Origin of the sequence: Micromonospora sp. R77 (assembly GCF_022747945.1) — a bacterium.
GTDB lineage: Bacteria > Actinomycetota > Actinomycetes > Mycobacteriales > Micromonosporaceae > Micromonospora.
Genome location: NZ_JALDST010000001.1, coordinates 5,647,548 through 5,663,703, shown reverse-complemented (window position 1 = coordinate 5,663,703; position 16,156 = coordinate 5,647,548). Strand labels below are relative to the sequence as shown.

The 16,156-nt window shown below is 73.7% G+C and carries 14 protein-coding genes, 1 pseudogene and 1 riboswitch; of the genes and pseudogenes, 8 read left to right on the top strand and 7 right to left on the bottom strand.

Features of this window, described 5'->3' with window-relative positions; translation table 11 throughout:
• Nucleotides 1-74: 74 nt before the first annotated feature.
• The 3 genes and pseudogenes from MRQ36_RS26260 to pdhA form a co-directional block, all read right to left on the bottom strand.
• A pseudogene (locus MRQ36_RS26260) lies at nt 75-1,611 on the bottom strand (2-oxo acid dehydrogenase subunit E2).
• Nucleotides 1,612-1,687: 76 nt separating this feature from the next.
• Nucleotides 1,688-2,692, bottom strand: a complete 1,005-nt coding sequence (locus MRQ36_RS26255; protein ID WP_242799400.1) for an alpha-ketoacid dehydrogenase subunit beta — start codon at nt 2,690-2,692, stop codon at nt 1,688-1,690.
• Nucleotides 2,692-3,897: a pyruvate dehydrogenase (acetyl-transferring) E1 component subunit alpha gene (gene pdhA / locus MRQ36_RS26250; protein WP_242801401.1), complete on the bottom strand. Its 1,206-nt coding sequence runs from the start codon at nt 3,895-3,897 to the stop codon at nt 2,692-2,694. The genes MRQ36_RS26255 and pdhA overlap by 1 nt, the downstream gene beginning before the upstream one ends.
• A 72-nt stretch (nt 3,898-3,969) precedes the next feature.
• Between pdhA and MRQ36_RS26245 the strand changes: the two genes are divergently transcribed.
• A complete protein-coding gene (locus MRQ36_RS26245) occupies nt 3,970-4,476 on the top strand; it encodes an Lrp/AsnC family transcriptional regulator (RefSeq protein ID WP_242799399.1) in 507 nt (168 codons plus the stop codon).
• 164 nt (nt 4,477-4,640) lie between these two features.
• On the opposite strand, the gene MRQ36_RS26240 is transcribed toward MRQ36_RS26245, so the two are convergent.
• On the bottom strand, nt 4,641-5,615 hold the full coding sequence (locus tag MRQ36_RS26240) for a DNA polymerase domain-containing protein (protein ID WP_242799398.1): 975 nt from the start codon (nt 5,613-5,615) through the stop codon (nt 4,641-4,643).
• Nucleotides 5,616-5,765: 150 nt separating this feature from the next.
• Between MRQ36_RS26240 and MRQ36_RS26235 the strand changes: the two genes are divergently transcribed.
• Nucleotides 5,766-6,125: a hypothetical protein gene (locus tag MRQ36_RS26235; RefSeq protein ID WP_242799397.1), complete on the top strand. Its 360-nt coding sequence runs from the start codon at nt 5,766-5,768 to the stop codon at nt 6,123-6,125.
• The gene (locus MRQ36_RS26230) at nt 6,122-8,761 is read left to right on the top strand and encodes a tetratricopeptide repeat protein (RefSeq protein ID WP_242799396.1); all 2,640 of its coding nucleotides are present in this window, start codon (nt 6,122-6,124) and stop codon (nt 8,759-8,761) included. The genes MRQ36_RS26235 and MRQ36_RS26230 overlap by 4 nt, the downstream gene beginning before the upstream one ends.
• A 66-nt stretch (nt 8,762-8,827) precedes the next feature.
• Here MRQ36_RS26230 and MRQ36_RS26225 read toward each other — a convergent pair whose 3' ends face one another.
• Nucleotides 8,828-9,058 carry a hypothetical protein gene (locus MRQ36_RS26225; protein ID WP_242801399.1) on the bottom strand — a complete coding sequence of 77 codons (231 nt, stop codon included), beginning with the start codon at nt 9,056-9,058 and terminating at the stop codon, nt 8,828-8,830.
• Nucleotides 9,059-9,185: 127 nt separating this feature from the next.
• On the opposite strand from MRQ36_RS26225, the gene MRQ36_RS26220 reads away from it, so the two are divergent.
• From MRQ36_RS26220 to MRQ36_RS26205, 4 genes are all read left to right on the top strand, one after another.
• Entirely contained in the window at nt 9,186-9,917 is a 732-nt protein-coding gene (locus MRQ36_RS26220; RefSeq protein WP_242799395.1) for a histidine phosphatase family protein, read from the top strand.
• Nucleotides 9,901-10,767: an NAD(P)H-hydrate dehydratase gene (locus MRQ36_RS26215; RefSeq protein ID WP_242799394.1), complete on the top strand. Its 867-nt coding sequence runs from the start codon at nt 9,901-9,903 to the stop codon at nt 10,765-10,767. Before MRQ36_RS26220 ends, MRQ36_RS26215 begins: the two co-directional genes overlap by 17 nt.
• Before the next feature lie 146 nt (nt 10,768-10,913).
• Nucleotides 10,914-12,398, top strand: a complete 1,485-nt coding sequence (locus tag MRQ36_RS26210; protein WP_242799393.1) for a S8 family serine peptidase — start codon at nt 10,914-10,916, stop codon at nt 12,396-12,398.
• A gap of 113 nt (nt 12,399-12,511) precedes the next feature.
• Nucleotides 12,512-13,012, top strand: a complete 501-nt coding sequence (locus MRQ36_RS26205; RefSeq protein WP_242799392.1) for a hemerythrin domain-containing protein — start codon at nt 12,512-12,514, stop codon at nt 13,010-13,012.
• A 55-nt stretch (nt 13,013-13,067) separates the two neighbouring features.
• Here MRQ36_RS26205 and MRQ36_RS26200 read toward each other — a convergent pair whose 3' ends face one another.
• Together MRQ36_RS26200 and MRQ36_RS26195 are read right to left on the bottom strand one after the other, a co-directional pair.
• Nucleotides 13,068-13,934 carry a metallophosphoesterase gene (locus MRQ36_RS26200; RefSeq protein WP_242799391.1) on the bottom strand — a complete coding sequence of 289 codons (867 nt, stop codon included), beginning with the start codon at nt 13,932-13,934 and terminating at the stop codon, nt 13,068-13,070.
• A 107-nt stretch (nt 13,935-14,041) separates the two neighbouring features.
• The gene (locus MRQ36_RS26195; RefSeq protein WP_242799390.1) at nt 14,042-14,374 is read right to left on the bottom strand and encodes an SDR family NAD(P)-dependent oxidoreductase; all 333 of its coding nucleotides are present in this window, start codon (nt 14,372-14,374) and stop codon (nt 14,042-14,044) included.
• A gap of 160 nt (nt 14,375-14,534) precedes the next feature.
• Nucleotides 14,535-14,624: riboswitch (ZMP/ZTP riboswitch) on the top strand.
• A 22-nt stretch (nt 14,625-14,646) separates the two neighbouring features.
• Here MRQ36_RS26195 and MRQ36_RS26190 point away from each other — a divergent pair.
• A complete protein-coding gene (locus tag MRQ36_RS26190; protein WP_242799389.1) occupies nt 14,647-16,068 on the top strand; it encodes a glycine hydroxymethyltransferase in 1,422 nt (473 codons plus the stop codon).
• The last annotated feature ends 88 nt before the right edge of the window (nt 16,069-16,156 follow it).

The following is a 16,156-nucleotide window of genomic DNA, read 5'->3' as shown; positions in this document are numbered from 1 at the left end:
GGCCCGGCTGGCATTCCCGGTCCCCCGAGGGAGAAACGGCGCGGCCCGGCCCCGGGTCGGGCCGGGCCGCCCGGTCAGACGTTCGCCACCAGCAGCGCGGGCTGCTCGACGCAGTCGGCGACGTGGCGCAGGAAGCCGCCGGCCACGCCACCGTCGCAGACCCGGTGGTCGAAGGTGAGGCTGAGCTGGGTGACCTTGCGGACGGCGAGCTGCCCGTCCACCACCCACGGCTTGTCGACGATCCGCCCCACCCCGAGCAGCGCCGCCTCGGGGTGGTTGATGATCGGCGTGGAGCCGTCCACCCCGAACACGCCGTAGTTGTTGAGCGTGAAGGTGCCGCCGGTCAGCCGCGCCGGGGGCAGGGTGCCGGCCCGCGCGGCGGCGGTCGTCTCGGCCAGCGCCGCGGCCAACTCCCGGGTGGTGAGCCGCTGGGCGTCGCGCAGCACCGGGACGACCAGACCCCGGTCGGTCTGCGCGGCGATGCCCAGGTGCACACCGGCGGACTGGACGATCCGCTGCCCCTCGCTGTCGACCCGCGCGTTGAGCTGCGGATACTTCCGGAGCCCGCTGAGGCAGATCCGGGCCAGCAGGGCGAGGATGCTCACCGGGGCGTCCGGGGTGGCCGCGTTGATCGCGGACCGGGTCGCCAGCAGCCCGGTGGCGTCCACGTCGACCCAGATGGTCACCTCGGGGATCTCCCGGCGGCTGCGGGAGAGCTTGTCGGCGATGGCCTTGCGGATGCCGGTGAGCGGGATGACGACGTCACCGTCGGCGGCGAGCCCGACGTGCGCGGTCGGGGTGTCGGGCACGGCGGCGAGCGCGGGCGTGGCCCGGGCGGCCTCCACGTCGGCCCGGCGGATCACGCCACCGGGTCCGGTACCGCGCAGCGCGGCGAGGTCGACGCCGTGTTCCTTCGCCAGCCGCCGGACGATCGGCGAGATGACCAGCGGAGCCGACCGGCCGGCGGAGCCGCCGTCGACCGCCCCGCCCCGGTCCGACCCGTCGGACGGAGCCGGCGCGGCGGCCGGAGCCGGCGCGGCGGCCGGAGCCGGCGCGGCGGCCGGAGCCGGCGCGGCGGCCGGAGCCGGCGCGGCGGCCGGAGCCGGCGCGGCGGCCGGAGCCGGCGCGGCGGCCGGGCCCGGTCGGGACGGCCCGGCCGGCTGACCGATTCCGGGGTCCGCCGGGTCCGCCCGCTGCCGGTGGGTTCCGGGCCACGGCCAGGCGCGGCCGGCGGCGCTGCCGGCCGGAGCCGCCATGGCCGGTGCCGTACCCGATGAGGACGTTGCCGGAGCCGGCCCGCTCCTCCTCGCGGTAGGTGGCGTGCCCGGCGGGCTCCGCGTCGTCGGAGCCGGCGCCGTCCAGCGGCGCGATGGTGATCAGCGGCTGGCCGACCGGGCGTACCTCACCGGCCGCGCCGTGCAGCGCGACGACCCGGCCGGCGTACGGGCAGGGCACGTCGACGACCGCCTTGGCGGTCTCCACCTCGACGACCGACTGGTCCACGGTGACCACGTCGCCGACGGCGACCCGCCACTCGACGATCTCCGCCTCGCTCAGCCCCTCCCCCAGGTCGGGCAGGAGGAAGTCCCGGGTGCCCGTCGTGGCCGTCATGCCGATCCCTCCCTTCGGTCGGCACCGGCACGAGCCGTCAGCCGGCTGTGCCTGATGATTCGCTCGCTACGCTCCCTCATGCCGCCACCCACCGGGTGTCGGGCTGGTCGTCCCACTGGAGCCGGGCCACGGTGTCCAGCACCCGGTCCACCGACGGCAGGTGGGTGTGCTCCAGCATCGGCGCCGGGTAGGGGATGTCGAGGCCGGAGACCCGCAGCACCGGGGCGTGCAGCGCGTGGAAGCAGCGTTCCTGCACCCGGGCGGCGATCTCCGCGCCGACCCCGGCGAAGCCCTGCGCCTCGGAGATCACCACACACCGGCCGGTCTTGCGGACCGACGAGGCGATGGTGGCGTCGTCGAACGGCACGATGGTCCGGACGTCCACCACCTCCAGGTCCCAGCCCTCCTCGCGGGCGGCCTCGGCGGCCTCCAGCGCGACCGGCACCGCCGGCCCGTACGCGACCAGGGTGGCGTCGGTGCCGGCCCGGCGCACGACGGCCCGCCCGAACGGCGCGGTCCGCGCCGGCAGCTCCGCCTCGGCGCTGGCGAAGTAGAGCTTCTTCGGCTCCATGAAGACGACCGGGTCGGGATCGTCGATCGCCTCCCGCAGCAGCGAGTACGCGTCCTCGACGGTCGCCGGGGTGACCACCTTCAGCCCCGGGGTGTGCGCGTAGTACGCCTCGGACGAGTCGCAGTGGTGCTCGACCCCGCCGATGCCGCCGGCGTAGGGCACCCGGATGACCATCGGCACGCCGAGCGCGCCGCGGGTGCGGTTGCGCAGCTTCGCCACGTGCGAGGCGATCTGCTCGAACGCCGGGTACGCGAACGCGTCGAACTGCATCTCCACCACCGGGCGCAGCCCGGACATGGCCAGTCCGACGGCGAAGCCGACGATGCCGGCCTCGGCGAGCGGGGTGTCGAAGCAGCGCTTGTCACCGAAGCGGGCCTGGAGGCCGTCGGTGATCCGGAAGACGCCGCCGAGCTGCCCGACGTCCTCGCCGAAGACGAGCACCCGGTCGTCGTCGAGCATCGCGTCGGCGAGCGCGGCGTTGAGCGCCTTCGCCATGGTCATGGTGGCCATCAGGCGTCCCCCTCCTCGTCGTGCCCGGCGGCCAGCTCGGCCCGGACCTGTTCGCGCTGCTCGACCAGCTGCGGGGTCGGCTCGGCGTACACGTGGTCGAAGAGGCTGAGCGGGTCGACCGTGGGCTGGGCGTTCATCCGCTCACGCAGGTCGGCCGCGTACGCCTCGGCCTCCTCGGCGACGGCCGCGACGGTGGCGTCGTCCAGCTCGCCCCGGGCCCGCAGGTACGTCTCCAGCCGGGCGATCGGGTCGCGGTCGCGCCACGCCTCGACCTCCTCGGCGTCCCGGTAGCGGGTCTGGTCGTCGGCGTTGGTGTGCGCCTCCATCCGGTAGGTGTGCGCCTCCACCAGGTACGGTCCCTTGCCGGCACGGGCGTGCGCGACGGCCCGGATGAGCACCGCCAGGACGGCGACCGGGTCGTTGCCGTCGACCTGCTCGCTGGGTACGCCGTAGCCGACGCCCTTGTACGCCAGGCTCGGCGCGGCGGTCTGCCGGGACAGCGGGACGCTGATCGCGTACCTGTTGTTCTGCACGAAGTAGACGACGGGGGCCTTGAACACGGCGGCGAAGTTCAGCCCCTCGTGGAAGTCGCCCTCGCTAGTGGCGCCGTCACCGATGAAGGCCAGCGCGACGGTGTCCCGGCCCTGGTGGTACTCGCCGTAGGCGAGTCCGGCGGCGTGCACGCACTGGGTCGCCAGCGGGGTGCACTGCGGTGCGGTGTGCACCCGGGTCGGGTCGTAGCCGCAGTGCCAGTCGCCGCGCAGCAGGGTGAGCACCTCGACCGGGTCGATGCCCCGGGCGGTCAGCGCCATCGACTCGCGGTAGGTGGGGAAGACCCAGTCGGTGTCCCGGACGGCGAGCACGCCGCCGACCTGGCAGGCCTCCTGGCCCCGGGAGGACGGGTAGACGGCGAGCCGGCCCTGCTTGGTCAGCGCGGTGGCCTGGACGTCGAAGCGGCGGCCGACGACCATCCGCCGGTACATCTCGCGCAGCGCCTCGGCGGGCGGCTCCGGGTAGTCGTCCCGGGCCGGCAGCGGCGTGCCGTCGGGGTCGAGCAGTCGGATCGGCTCGGTCGTCGGCAGCAGGCCGGCCGTCGGGTCGGGGGCGGCCGGGATGGCCGGCCGGCGGGTACGCGGGGATGCCCTGCGGACCGCCTGGGGTGTGGTCGTCACGGCGGGGACCTCCTGGACGTGTGGTGGCCCTATGCTCCTGCTGTTGGATGATTGACTCAAGATCCACGATGAACGTGGGACGAATGGCATCCGATAGGGGGCTCCATGAGCCAGGAGACCGGCACCACACCGGGCCCGGCGGACGGCACGGGACGTTCGGCCGGGCCCCTGGACGAGGTGGACCGGCGGATCCTCGACGAACTGGTCCGGGACGGCCGGCTCTCCATCCGTACGCTCGCCGAACGGGTGCACGTGTCGCGGACCAACGCCTACGCCCGGGTGGAGCGGCTGCTGCGGGACGGGGTGCTCACCGGCTTCCGGGCCCAGGTCGCCCCGGAGCAGGCCGGGCTGGGCACGTCGGCGTACATCGCGTTGACGATCCAGCAGAACACCTGGCGGGAGGTGTCGGCGGAGCTGGCCCGGGTGCGCTACGTCGAGCACGTGGCGCTGCTCAGCGGCGAGCACGACGTGCTGGCCCTGGTCCGGGCGCCCGACAACGCCACCCTGCGGGACGTGGTGCTGGACCGGGTCCAGGGCATCGCCGGGGTGCTCTCCACCCGCAGTTGGCTGGTCTTCGAGGAGTTCGACGGCACGCTGAGCCCCTGGGAGTAGGCCTGCCGCCGGCCGCGCGCACCCCTCACCGGGTGTGACGTTCGCGCCGGCGACCGGACCGAGGCCGGCTCCCCTTTGCTCTGCAGCCACCGACGCAGCGCGGCAGCCGCGACCGGGCCCCGGGACCGCGCACGAACTCCGCGACCGCGACCTTGATCCGCGGGTCACCGCTCCGGCGGAGCCTCCAGACCCTCACGGTCGGCCAACTCCAGCAGCGGCTCCAGGGAGAAGCGGCGCTCGTCCAGGCCGGCGTGCGGGTCGCCGTGCTCGGCGAACCGGGCCGGCATGCGCACCACGTCGAAGTCCTCCGGCCGCGCGTCGTCCAGCTCCGCCCAGGTCAGCGGCGCGGAGACCAGCGCGCGGGGGGTGGGCCGGATCGAGTACGCCGAGGTCATGGTGTGGTCGCGGGCCATCTGGTTGTAGTCGACGAAGACCGGCCGGTCCCGCTGCTCCCGCCACCAGGTGGTGGTGACCAGCTCCGGCAGTCGGCGCTCCATCTCGCGGCCCAGCGCCAGCACCGCCCGCCGGCACTCCCCGAAGCTCCAACGCGGCTCGATGGAGAGATAGACGTGCAGTCCCCGGCCGCCGGTCGTCTTCGGGTAACCGACCAGGCCCAGCTCGTCGAGGAACGCGCGCACCTCGTGCGCCACCGGCACCACCTGGGCGAACTCCACCCCCGGCATCGGGTCGAGGTCGATCCGGAGCTGGTCCGGACGGTCGACGTCGGCCTTCGACACCGGCCACGGGTGGAAGCGCAGCGTGCCGAGGTTGACCGCCCAGGCCACCACCGCCAGCTCGCTCGGGGCCACCTCGTCGGCGGTCCGACCACTGGGGAAGGTCAGGTGCGCGGTGCGTACCCAGTCGGGCGCGCCGGCCGGCAGCCGCTTCTGATAGAACGCGTCCCCCCGGTTGTCCTGCCGGGTGCCGATCTTCGCGCCTTCGAAGACGCCGCGCGGCCAGCGTTCCAGCATGGTCGGCCGGTCCCGCAGCGCGCGCAGGATGCCGTCGCCGACGGCGAGGAAGTAGCGGACCACGTCCAGCTTGGTCAGGCCCAGCTCCGGAAAGTACGGCTTGTCGGGGCTGGAGACGCGGACCAGCCGCTCCCCCACCCGGATCTCCTCGACAGCCGTGGTCGCCACGCCTCACACCGTACGACGGCGACCGCCGTCCCGGCCGCCGGAATCGCCGGACGCCCCCGCCCTCCGCCCCGGCCGTGCGGGCACCAGTCGATGGCGGTCACCATCAATAATGGACCGATGACCCGGCGTGGCGTATGGACCGCAGGACTGGTGACGACCGTCGTGGGGGCGCTGGCACTGGCCGCCACCAGCGCCTTCTTCTTCGCGATCGGTCTGGACGAGGCCAGCAGGTGGGCCGCCCCACTCGGCATCCTCCTCGGGGTGGCGGCGCTGGCCCTCGCCGGCTACAGCGCGGTCCTGACCCGCAGATCCGTCTCCGGAACTGCCACCGGTGGTCCCCCTGCCGCCGGCACCATGACCCACCCCGAGGGCGGCACCGTCACCAACACCATCAGTGGCGGCACCTTCCTCGGCGGGGCGCCGATCCAGGGGCGGGACATCACCGTGACCCCCTCGGCCGGACGGCACGACGGCGGGGAGGGAACGCCGGGGCGGGGCGAGCCGGCATGACCGACGCGCCGGGCGTGGTGAACACGATCGAGAACGCCATCTTCTTCAGCTCGGTGATCCAGGGCCGGGACATCACGGTGGTCCTGCCCCCGACCGTCGAGCCGGCTCTGCAGGGCCTGCCGCCCGCCGGTTCGGCCTTCACCGGCCGCGACGACGACGTCGAGGAGCTGCTGCGGGGCCTGGCTCCCGGCGGGCGCGGCAGAGCCGCGGTCGCGGGGCTGGCCGGGGTCGGCAAGACCGAACTGACCGTGCAGACCGCCCACCGGGCCCTGGCTGAGGACTTGTTCCCCGGCGGGGTGCTCTTCATCGACATGTTCGGCTACGACCCGCAGCGGCGCCGGACCGCCGGTGACGCCCTGAGTCACCTGCTGGGTGCCCTCGGCATGCCCGGCGAGCACATTCCCGCCGACGACGAGGACCGTAGCCGACTGTTCCGCAGCGTGCTGGCCGCCTTCGGGGCGCAGCGCCGGCGGATCCTGCTGATCATCGACAACGCCGCCACCGAGGAGCAGGTACGCCCGCTGCTGCCCGGCGACGGGGCCACCGCCACGCTGGTCACCTCCCGGCACACCCTGAACCTCGATGCCCGGCTGCATGATCTGGACGTCCTGGACACGGACACGTCGGTGCTCCTGCTGGCCGGCGTGTTGCGCACCCGTCGCCCTGACGACCCCCGCGCCTCGGCCGCCCTGGACCGGGAGCACGGGTGCCGGACGGACGCGGAGGCGATCGCCGAGCGGTGCGGGGGCCTGCCACTGGCCCTCCAGATCGCCGCAGCCCTCCTCGCGGAGCTTCCGAGCCGGCCCCTGTCGTCCCTGGCCGACGCCCTCCGCGACGCGCACACCCGGCTGGACCGGCTGACCCGCGCGGAGAGCGTCCGGGCGGTGTTCGACCTGTCGTACCGGCACCTGAGCGACGAGCAGGCGCGCATGCTCCGGTTGCTCTCGGTCAATCCCGGTCCGGACGTCAGCACCGACGCGGCCGCCTGCCTGGCCGACATCGACCGGTACCGGGCCGAGACGCTGCTGCAGGACCTGGCGCGGGCCCACCTCGTCGACGCCGGGCAGGTCTGGGGGCGATGGCGGCTACACGACCTGGTCCGCCTCCACGCCGAGGGGCAGCCGGACGCCGAGGCAACGGTCGACGGCGCCCGCAATCGTCTGTTCACCCACTACGTCATGACCACCCACCTCGCCGTCGGGCACCTGCAGCCGCCCTCCGTCGTCGCGGCCCACCGGTCCCCACCGCCCGCCGGCACCGTGGACCGGATCGAGACCGCCTACGCCGCCCGCGGGCAGATGCAGCCGCTGCCCGTCACCGTCCGGTTCCGCACCCGTACGGACGCCCTGGCCTGGTTGGAGACCGAGCGGGCCAACCTGGTCGCGGCCTGCACCGGCGCGGCGACGGCCGGGCACGCCCTCTCCGGCGTCGCCCTGGCCGCCGGCCTGCAGTCCTTTTTGATCTTTCGTCGGCACCTTGCCGATCTGCTCACCGTCACCACCGCCGCCCGGACCCTCTGCCAGCAGGTCGGTGACCGGCACGGTGAAGGCATGGCGCTGAGTCACCTCGGCGTCGCCCTGAACGAGGCAAGGCGGTCCGAGGAGGCGGTCGTCGCCCACACCCAGGCCGTGGACCTGATCCGGGCGACCGGTAACGAACACGACGAGGGCATCGCGCTGAACAACCTCGGCCTGGCCCTGCGCGGAGCGGGACGCCCGGACGAGGCGATCACCGCCCACGAGCGGGCAATCGAGATCTACCGCCGGGCCGGCGACCGGCACGACGAGGGCATCGCGCGGAGCAACCTCGGCCTGGCCCTGGTGCTCGCGGGACGCGCCGACGAGGCCGTCACCGCCCACACCCGAGCCGTCGACCTCTTCGTGGAGACCGACGACCAGCACGGCGAAGGCCAAGCCCTCGACAATCTCGGTGCCGCCCTGTCCGCCGCGGGGCGGACCGAGGAGGCCATCGCCGCCCACACCCGAGCCGTCGACCTCCTCCGGCGGGCCGACGACCGGCACACCGAGGGCAGAGCGCTGTACCACCTCGGCGTGGCCCTGCGCGCCACCGGGCGGACCGACGAGGCCGTCACCGCCCACACCCGAGCCGTCGACATCTTCAGCAAGGACGACGACCCGCGCGACGAGGGCAGGGCGCTGACCGAACTCGGCGCGGCCCTACGGGTGGCGGGGCGGGCCGACGAGGCCGTCGCCGCCCACACCCGGGCCGTTGCCGCCTACCGCCGGGCCGGTGAACGAGGCCTTGCGGGCCGGGCGACGTACAACCTCGGTGTGGCGTTGCACGCGGCGCAACGCTTCGCGGAGGCGATCGACGCCCACACCCGGGCCGCCGAGATCCACCACGAGACCGGTGACCGGCACCGGGAAGGGAAGGCGCTGGTCAATCTCTCCGTGACCCTGATCGAGGTGGGACGGTTCGAGGAGGCACGGCGCCGCTGCGGACAGGCGCTCGAGGCGTTCGGCGCGGACGCGCCGACGGCGCGGCAACTCCTTGCCGATCCTCCGCCGTGGGGGATCCGGTTCCCGCCCGTCCCGCCGGAGATGCGCGAGTTGGTCAGTTTCGTCCTGCTGTGCCTCGATGCGGACCGCATGATGGCCGACGGCGCCGGAGAATGAGCGCTCCGTCGTCGCGACCGGCAGGAGCCGGGTGGGCGGGTCGCCCACCCGGCCGCCGCGTACGGCTCAGCCGTTGCTGCGCTGCATGCGGTCCATGAGCATCTTCTTGCCCTGCTCACCCGCCTTGCGGTTGTTCTCCTGGATCTTGCGGAACCAGGTGGCCAGCTCGCTGTCGCCGTTGCGCTCGGCGTCGGCGATGTAGGTGTCCATCCGGTAGATGTGTTCCAGCGAGAGCTGGATCGCGTGGATCAGGTCGTAGTCCTTGTCCTTGACCGGGCTCGCCTGCTCCTTGACCATCGTGGCCACGGCACACCTCCCCATGTGTCGGTGGAGCACGGCGCTTACCCGCCCGGGCCGGCGTCACGCCCCCGACGGCGGCGAAAGGCACGGTTACCCGGGGGACACCCCGGGTACCGAGGGGCGCATGGCGGAACTGGCGGCGCTCTGGATCGTGCGGCACGGCGAGAGCACGGCGAACGTGGCGGCGAGCGCGGCCGAGGCGGCCGGCGCGGAGCTGATCGACCTGAGCCACCGGGACGCCGACGTGCCGCTGTCGGAGACCGGACAGGAGCAGGCCCGGGCCACCGGCCGCTGGCTGGCCGACCTGCCGCCGCGGCGCCGGCCGGACGTGGCGGTGGTGTCGCCGTACCTGCGCGCGGTGCAGACGGCCGAGCTGGCCCTGACCGGCACCGGCATCCCGGTCAGCCGGGACGAGCGGCTGCGGGACCGGGAGCTGGGCATCCTCGACGGCCTGACCGGCCACGGGGTACGCCGACGCTTCCCCGCAGAGGCAGACCGTCGGGACCGGCTGGGCAAGTTCTACTACCGGCCGCCGGGCGGGGAGTCCTGGACGGACGTGGCGCTGCGGCTGCGTACCCTCCTCGGCGACCTGCGGCGCGACCACGCCGACCGACGGGTGCTGCTGTTCGGTCACGACGCCCTGGTCTTCCTGCTCCGCTACCTGGCGGAAGGGCTCACCGAGGCGGACCTGATGGCCCTGACCCGCGAGCACGTGATCGCCAACTGTTCGGTGACCGGCTGGTCGGCGGACGCCGACGGCCGGCTGCGACCGGACATGTTCAACGACGTGGCCCACCTGCACCAGCAGGGCGCGCGGCCCACCAGGGAGGACGAGGTCCATGCCGAACCGGTCTGACACCCGGGTGATCACCCCGGCCCTGCTGCGGGACTGGGCGCTGCCGGTGCCCACCGGCGGCAAGGAGAACCGGGGCACCGTGCTGGTCGTCGGCGGCTCCCGGTTCACCCCGGGGGCGGTGCTGCTGGCCGGGGTGGCCGCGCTGCGCGCCGGCGCCGGGGTGCTGCAACTGGCCGCCGCCGAGTCGACCGCCGCCGCGCTGAGCATCCAGGTCCCCGAGGCGCTGGTGGTCGGCCTGCCGGAGACCCGCGACGGCGCCGTACGCGGGTCCGCCGACCTGCTCACCGACCTGCTGGCCGACGCCGACGTGGTCGCCGTCGGCCCCGGCCTCAACGACATCGACACCACCCGGGAACTGCTGGACCTGGTGCTGGACGCGGCCGGGCCGGAGACGTCGCTGGTGCTCGACGCGTACGCCCTCGGCGCGCTCAGCCACGCCCCGGACCTGCTGGTCGGCTCGGGCCGACGCGCGGTGCTCACCCCCAACCTGACCGAGGCGCGGCACCTGCTCGACCGCGACCTCGGCGACGACCTGGACGCCGAGGCGGCCGAGCTGGCCCGCCGCTACGACGCGGTGGTCTCCCTGTACGGCCACATCGCCACCCCCGACGGGCAGGGCTGGCGGGAGGAGAGCGGCGACGCCGGGCTGGGCACCTCCGGCAGCGGCGACGTCCGCGCCGGGCTGCTGGCCGGGCTGCTCTCCCGGGGCGCCGAGCCGGCACAGGCGGCGTGCTGGGCGGCGTTCGCCCACGCGGTCAGCGGCCAACGGCTGGTCCCCCGGTACGGCCGCATCGGCTTCCTGGCCCGTGAGCTGCTGGACGAGATACCCCACACGCTGGCCACCGTCTGACGGTTGTTGTTCGTCCGTTCGGGTGTGTGTAACACCACACCGCCTCCCTACGCTGAACCCTCGGAAGCGGGCAGCCTGCTCGTTTCCCGCCGGACCGCTCCCCGCCAGGGAGTGCGACCGGCCGGAACGGCCCCCTGGGAGTCTGTGTGAAGAACCTCCGTCGCAAGACACTGGCCGCCGCGTCCGCCGTGACGCTCGGCGTCGGTCTCGCCGTCACCGGCGGACTGGCACCGGCGGCGGCCACCGGACCGGACACCACGTTCCTGGTCCTCGCCCCGCAGGGCGCCAACACCGCAAAGGCCGCCGCCCGGGTGGCGGCCGCCAAGGGCACCGTGGTGGCCAGCTACGACCAGATCGGCGTGCTCGTCGTCCGGTCGACCAACCCGGACTTCGTCACCCAGGTGGCGGGGGCGGGCGTCGACTCGGTCGCGTCCACCGCCGGGCTGGGCACCGCCCTGGACGAGGGTGAGACCGTCGAGGTCTCCGCGGCCGACGTCGCCAACGCCACCGGCGACCCGACCAAGGAACCGCTCTACGGCCAGCAGTGGGACATGGACATGATCCACGTCCCGCAGGCCCACGCGGTGACCAACGGCAGCCCGAACGTGGTCGTCGGCGTGCTGGACAGCGGCATCTCCAGCAGCCACCCCGACCTCGCCACCCAGATCGCCAAGGACAAGTCCACGTCCTGCATCGGCGGTGTCACCGACACCACCGAGGTGGCCTGGAACCCGACCACCAGCGACCACGGCACCCACGTCGCCGGCACCATCGCAGCCGCCGTCAACGGCGTCGGCGTGACCGGCATCGCGCCGGGCGTCAAGGTCGCCGCCGTCAAGGTGGTCAACGACGACGGCTACATCTACCCGGAGGCCGCGGTCTGCGGGTTCATGTGGGCCGCCACGCACGGCATGCAGGTGACCAACAACAGCTACTACATCGACCCGTGGGAGCTGAACTGCCGCAACGACGCCCGCCAGCGTCCGGTGTGGCAGGCCGTGCAGCGCGCCATCCGTTACTCGAACAGCCAGGGCGTGCTCAACGTGGCGTCCGCCGGCAACTCGAACTACGACCTGGCGCACAAGCTCACCGACACCGGCAGCCCGGACAACGGGACGCCGGAGACCCGGGAGAACCTCACCAACGCCTGCCTGGACCTCCCCGCGGAGGCTCCGGGCGTGGTGACCGTCTCGGCGGTCGGCCCGACCGGCGCGAAGAGCTACTACTCCTCGTACGGCCAGGGCGTCATCGACGTGACGGCCCCGGGTGGCGACACCCGGTTCCGCACGCAGGGCGCGAAGTCGACCGTCACCGACGGCATCCTGTCGACGACCTTCAACACCGTCACCCGGACCAACGGGTGGGGCTACAAGCAGGGCACCTCGATGTCCGGCCCGCACGCCACCGGCGTCGCGGCGCTGGCGTTGTCGGCGCACCCGGGGATGACCCCGGGCCAGCTGGCGTCGTTCCTGGAGCGTACGTCGGTGGCGCAGTCCTGCCCGGAGGGCGTCTACAACCCGGCGCCGCTCAGCCCGAGCGGCCCGCACGCCTACGACGCGACCTGCTCCGGCGGGGCGCGTAACGGCTTCTACGGTGCCGGCATCGTCGACGCGTACAACGTGGTGAAGTAGCCAGTACCGCACACCCGTGGTGGGGCCCGGCGCCGGTCGCCGGGCCCCACCCGTTTTTCCAGCTCACCCCCGGGGTAGGGGGACACCGACCAGCCACGTTCTAGGAGGTACCGGTGTCCACCGACGCGATCGTCCTGCTCAAAGAGGACCACAAGGAGATGCGCCGCCTGTTCCGGGAGTTCGAGAAGGCCTCCGACGGGCCGGCCGAACGGCGGCAGGAGCTGGTGACGCAGATCCTCGAGGCCCTCACGGTGCACACCTACCTGGAGAACGAGGTGATGTACCCGGAGATCCGCAAGCTCCTGCCCGACCTGGAGGACGACATCCTCGAGTCGTACGAGGAGCACCACGTGGCCGACCTGCTCTGCGCCGAGCTGGCCGCCATGGACGCCTCCGACGCGCGCTTCGTCGCCAAGACCACGGTGCTGATCGAGAACGTCGAGCACCACGTCGAGGAGGAGGAGCAGGAGTGGTTCCCCAAGGTGCGGGAGGCGCTCGGCCGCAACCAACTCCAGGAGATCGGCCAGCGGATGCTCGACCGGCGCCCCGACGCGCCGCGCACCCCGGACGACCCGAAGGCCCGCAAGAGCCAGCTCGACGCCGCCACCGCCTGAGCGGCGCGTCGACGTGTGACGGGGCCCGACCGGCGGCGGTCGGGCCCCGTCGTCGTCACCAGGCCGTCGGCGGGGTTCCCTCCGGCTCGGGCAGGATCCGCCGCAGGACGCCGGGCGGCCTCGACCGCTGCTTCCACTCCCGCGGGTAGCCCACCGACACCTCCTCGAAGCGGACCCCGTCGTGCCAGGTGGTGCGCGGGATGTGCAGGTGGCCGTAGACCACCGCGGCGGCGTCGAACCGACGGTGCCAGTCCGCGGTGGCCTCCGTGCCGCACCACTGGGCGAAGATCGGATAGCGCAGGATCCGGGTCGGTTCGCGCACCAGCGGGTAGTGGTTGACCAGCACCGTCGGCAGCGCCGGGTCGCGGTCGGCGAGCCGGGCCGCCGTCGTCGCCACCCGGTCCGCGCACCAGGCCGTCCGGCTCGGGTACGGGTCGGGGTGCAGCAGGTGCTCGTCGGTGCAGACCACCCCCGTCCGGTACGCCTCGGCCAGCGCCGCCTCCGGGGTGTCCAGCCCTTCCGGGCGCCAACTGTGGTCGTACAGCAGGAACAGCGGCGCCACCAGCGCCGGGCCGCCCGGCCCTTCCCACACCGGGTACGGATCCTCCGGCGTCACCACGCCCAGCCGACGGCAGACGGCGACCAGGTGCTGGTAGCGCTCGACCCCGCGCAGCTGCACCGGATCGGCGGGCGGGGTCCACAGCTCGTGGTTGCCGGGCGCCCAGACCACCCGGGCGAACCGCGCGGCCAGCAGGCCGAGGGCCCACTCCACCTGCGCCACCGTCTCGCCGACGTCACCGGCCACGAGCAGCCAGTCCCGGGGCGACCGAGGTCGCAGCCCCTCGACGACCGCGCGGTTGTCGGCGTGCCCCACGTGCAGGTCGCTGATGGCGAGCAGTTCCCCGTCGTCCCCCTGGTCCATTCGCAAGATCCTATGGGAGCGGCCCCCGTCGCGGCAGGGGCGCGACGGGGGCTCGGCAATCCCGGAGTACGACCCCGAACCCGCGGTCACCGTCTGGTCGCCCTTCATCAGCGCCGCGAAGCCCTGCTCGGCGACCGTACGCGGGTCGTCCTTCTTCTCGGCGCGTTGAGCGCCAGCGCGTCGACCGGGCGGCCGGTCGCCAGCACCGCCGCCACGAGCTCCTTTACGCCGTCGTACGTGGCCAGGTCGACGCGGGCCGGACGCACCTCGGGGCCGTTGTCCCGGCGCAGGTTCCCGGCCGCCGCGGTGATGCCCTCGTCCTCGGCGGCGACGACCAGGTCGTACCCGTGCTCGGCGAACTGGCCGGCCAGCTCGTGGCCGATGCCGCTGGACGCGCCGGTCACGACGGCGAGCGGCCGTCCGGTGGAAGCCGTACTCATCGTCGGGTCTCCTCTCCCCGGGACCGCGTTCGCCGTTGCGGTGGATGCGACGGCCCCTGCGGGTGGGGTGCCCCGCCGCGGTCCGCCCGATCACGGACCGGCGACCCGCCGGGCTCGGGCGGAGGTGCGCCGGGCCACCGCCGGGCAACCCGGTAGGATCGGCGCGGGCCGTGACTGGCGCGTGAAGATGGACAACCATCGGGAAGCGGTCCCGTCATGAGGACGCACGCCGAGCGCCTGGGCCTTCCGTACGTCACCAGGAGGTCGCACGCATGTCGTCGCTGAACGCCGAATCCACCGCCTTCCGCAGCGCGCTGGAGGTGATCCGCGCCGTCGAGCCGCGGGTGGCCGACGCCATCGGCGCGGAGCTGGCCGACCAGCGCGAGTCGTTGAAGCTCATCGCCAGTGAGAACTACGCCTCCCCGGCCACCCTGCTGGCCATGGGCAACTGGTTCAGCGACAAGTACGCCGAGGGCACCGTCGGCCGGCGCTTCTACGCCGGCTGCCAGAACGTGGACACCGTCGAGGCGCTCGCCGCCGAGCACGCGAAGGAGCTGTTCGGCGCCGCCCACGCGTACGTCCAGCCGCACTCCGGCATCGACGCCAACCTGGTGGCGTTCTGGGCGATCCTGGCCGACCGGGTGGAGGCCCCGGCGCTGAAGAAGGCGCAGGCCCGCCAGGTCAACGACCTCACCGAGGCGGACTGGTTCGCGCTGCGCCGCCAGCTGGGCGACCAGCGGATGCTCGGCATGTCGCTGGACGCGGGCGGTCACCTCACCCACGGCTTCCGGCCGAACATCTCCGGCAAGATGTTCGACCAGCGCAGCTACGGCACCGACCCGGCCACCGGCCTGATCGACTACGACAAGGTCGCCGCGGCGGCGCGCGAGTTCAAGCCGCTGATCCTGGTGGCCGGCTACTCGGCGTACCCCCGGAAGGTGAACTTCCGGATCATGCGGGAGATCGCCGACGAGGTCGGCGCGACCTTCATGGTCGACATGGCCCACTTCGCCGGCCTGGTCGCGGGCAAGGTCTTCACCGGCGACTTCGACCCGGTGCCGCACGCGCACATCGTCACCACCACCACCCACAAGTCGCTGCGCGGTCCGCGCGGCGGCATGGTGCTCTGCGGCCCGGAGCTGGCCGACCAGGTCGACCGGGGCTGCCCGATGGTGCTCGGCGGCCCGCTGCCGCACGTGATGGCCGCCAAGGCCGTCGCGCTGGCCGAGGCGCGCCGTCCCGACTTCGCCGACTACGCCCAGCGGATCGTCGACAACGCCCAGGCCCTCGCCGAGGGGCTGACCCGGCGGGGCGCGAAGCTGGTCACCGGCGGCACCGACAACCACCTGGTGCTCATCGACGTCTCCGGCTACGGCCTGACCGGCCGGCAGGCCGAGCAGGCGCTGCTGGACTCGGGCATCGTCACCAACCGCAACGCGGTCCCGCAGGACCCGAACGGCGCCTGGTACACCTCGGGCATCCGGATCGGCACCCCGGCGCTGACCACCCGGGGCCTCGGCACCGCCGAGATGGACGCCACCGCCGAGCTGATCCACACCGTGCTCAGCCAGACCGCCTCCGGCGAGTCGAAGGCCAAGTACGTGCTCGACCCCGCCCTGGCCGACCAGGTCAGCAAGCAGGCCAGCGACCTCCTGGCCCCCTTCCCCCTCTACCCCGCCGTCGACCTCGGCTGACACCCGCCCCGCTCCACCCGACGCCCCGCCCGGCCCCGGCCCGGCGGGGCGTCACGCATCCCGCCCGCCCCGCTCCCAGCCCGCCGAT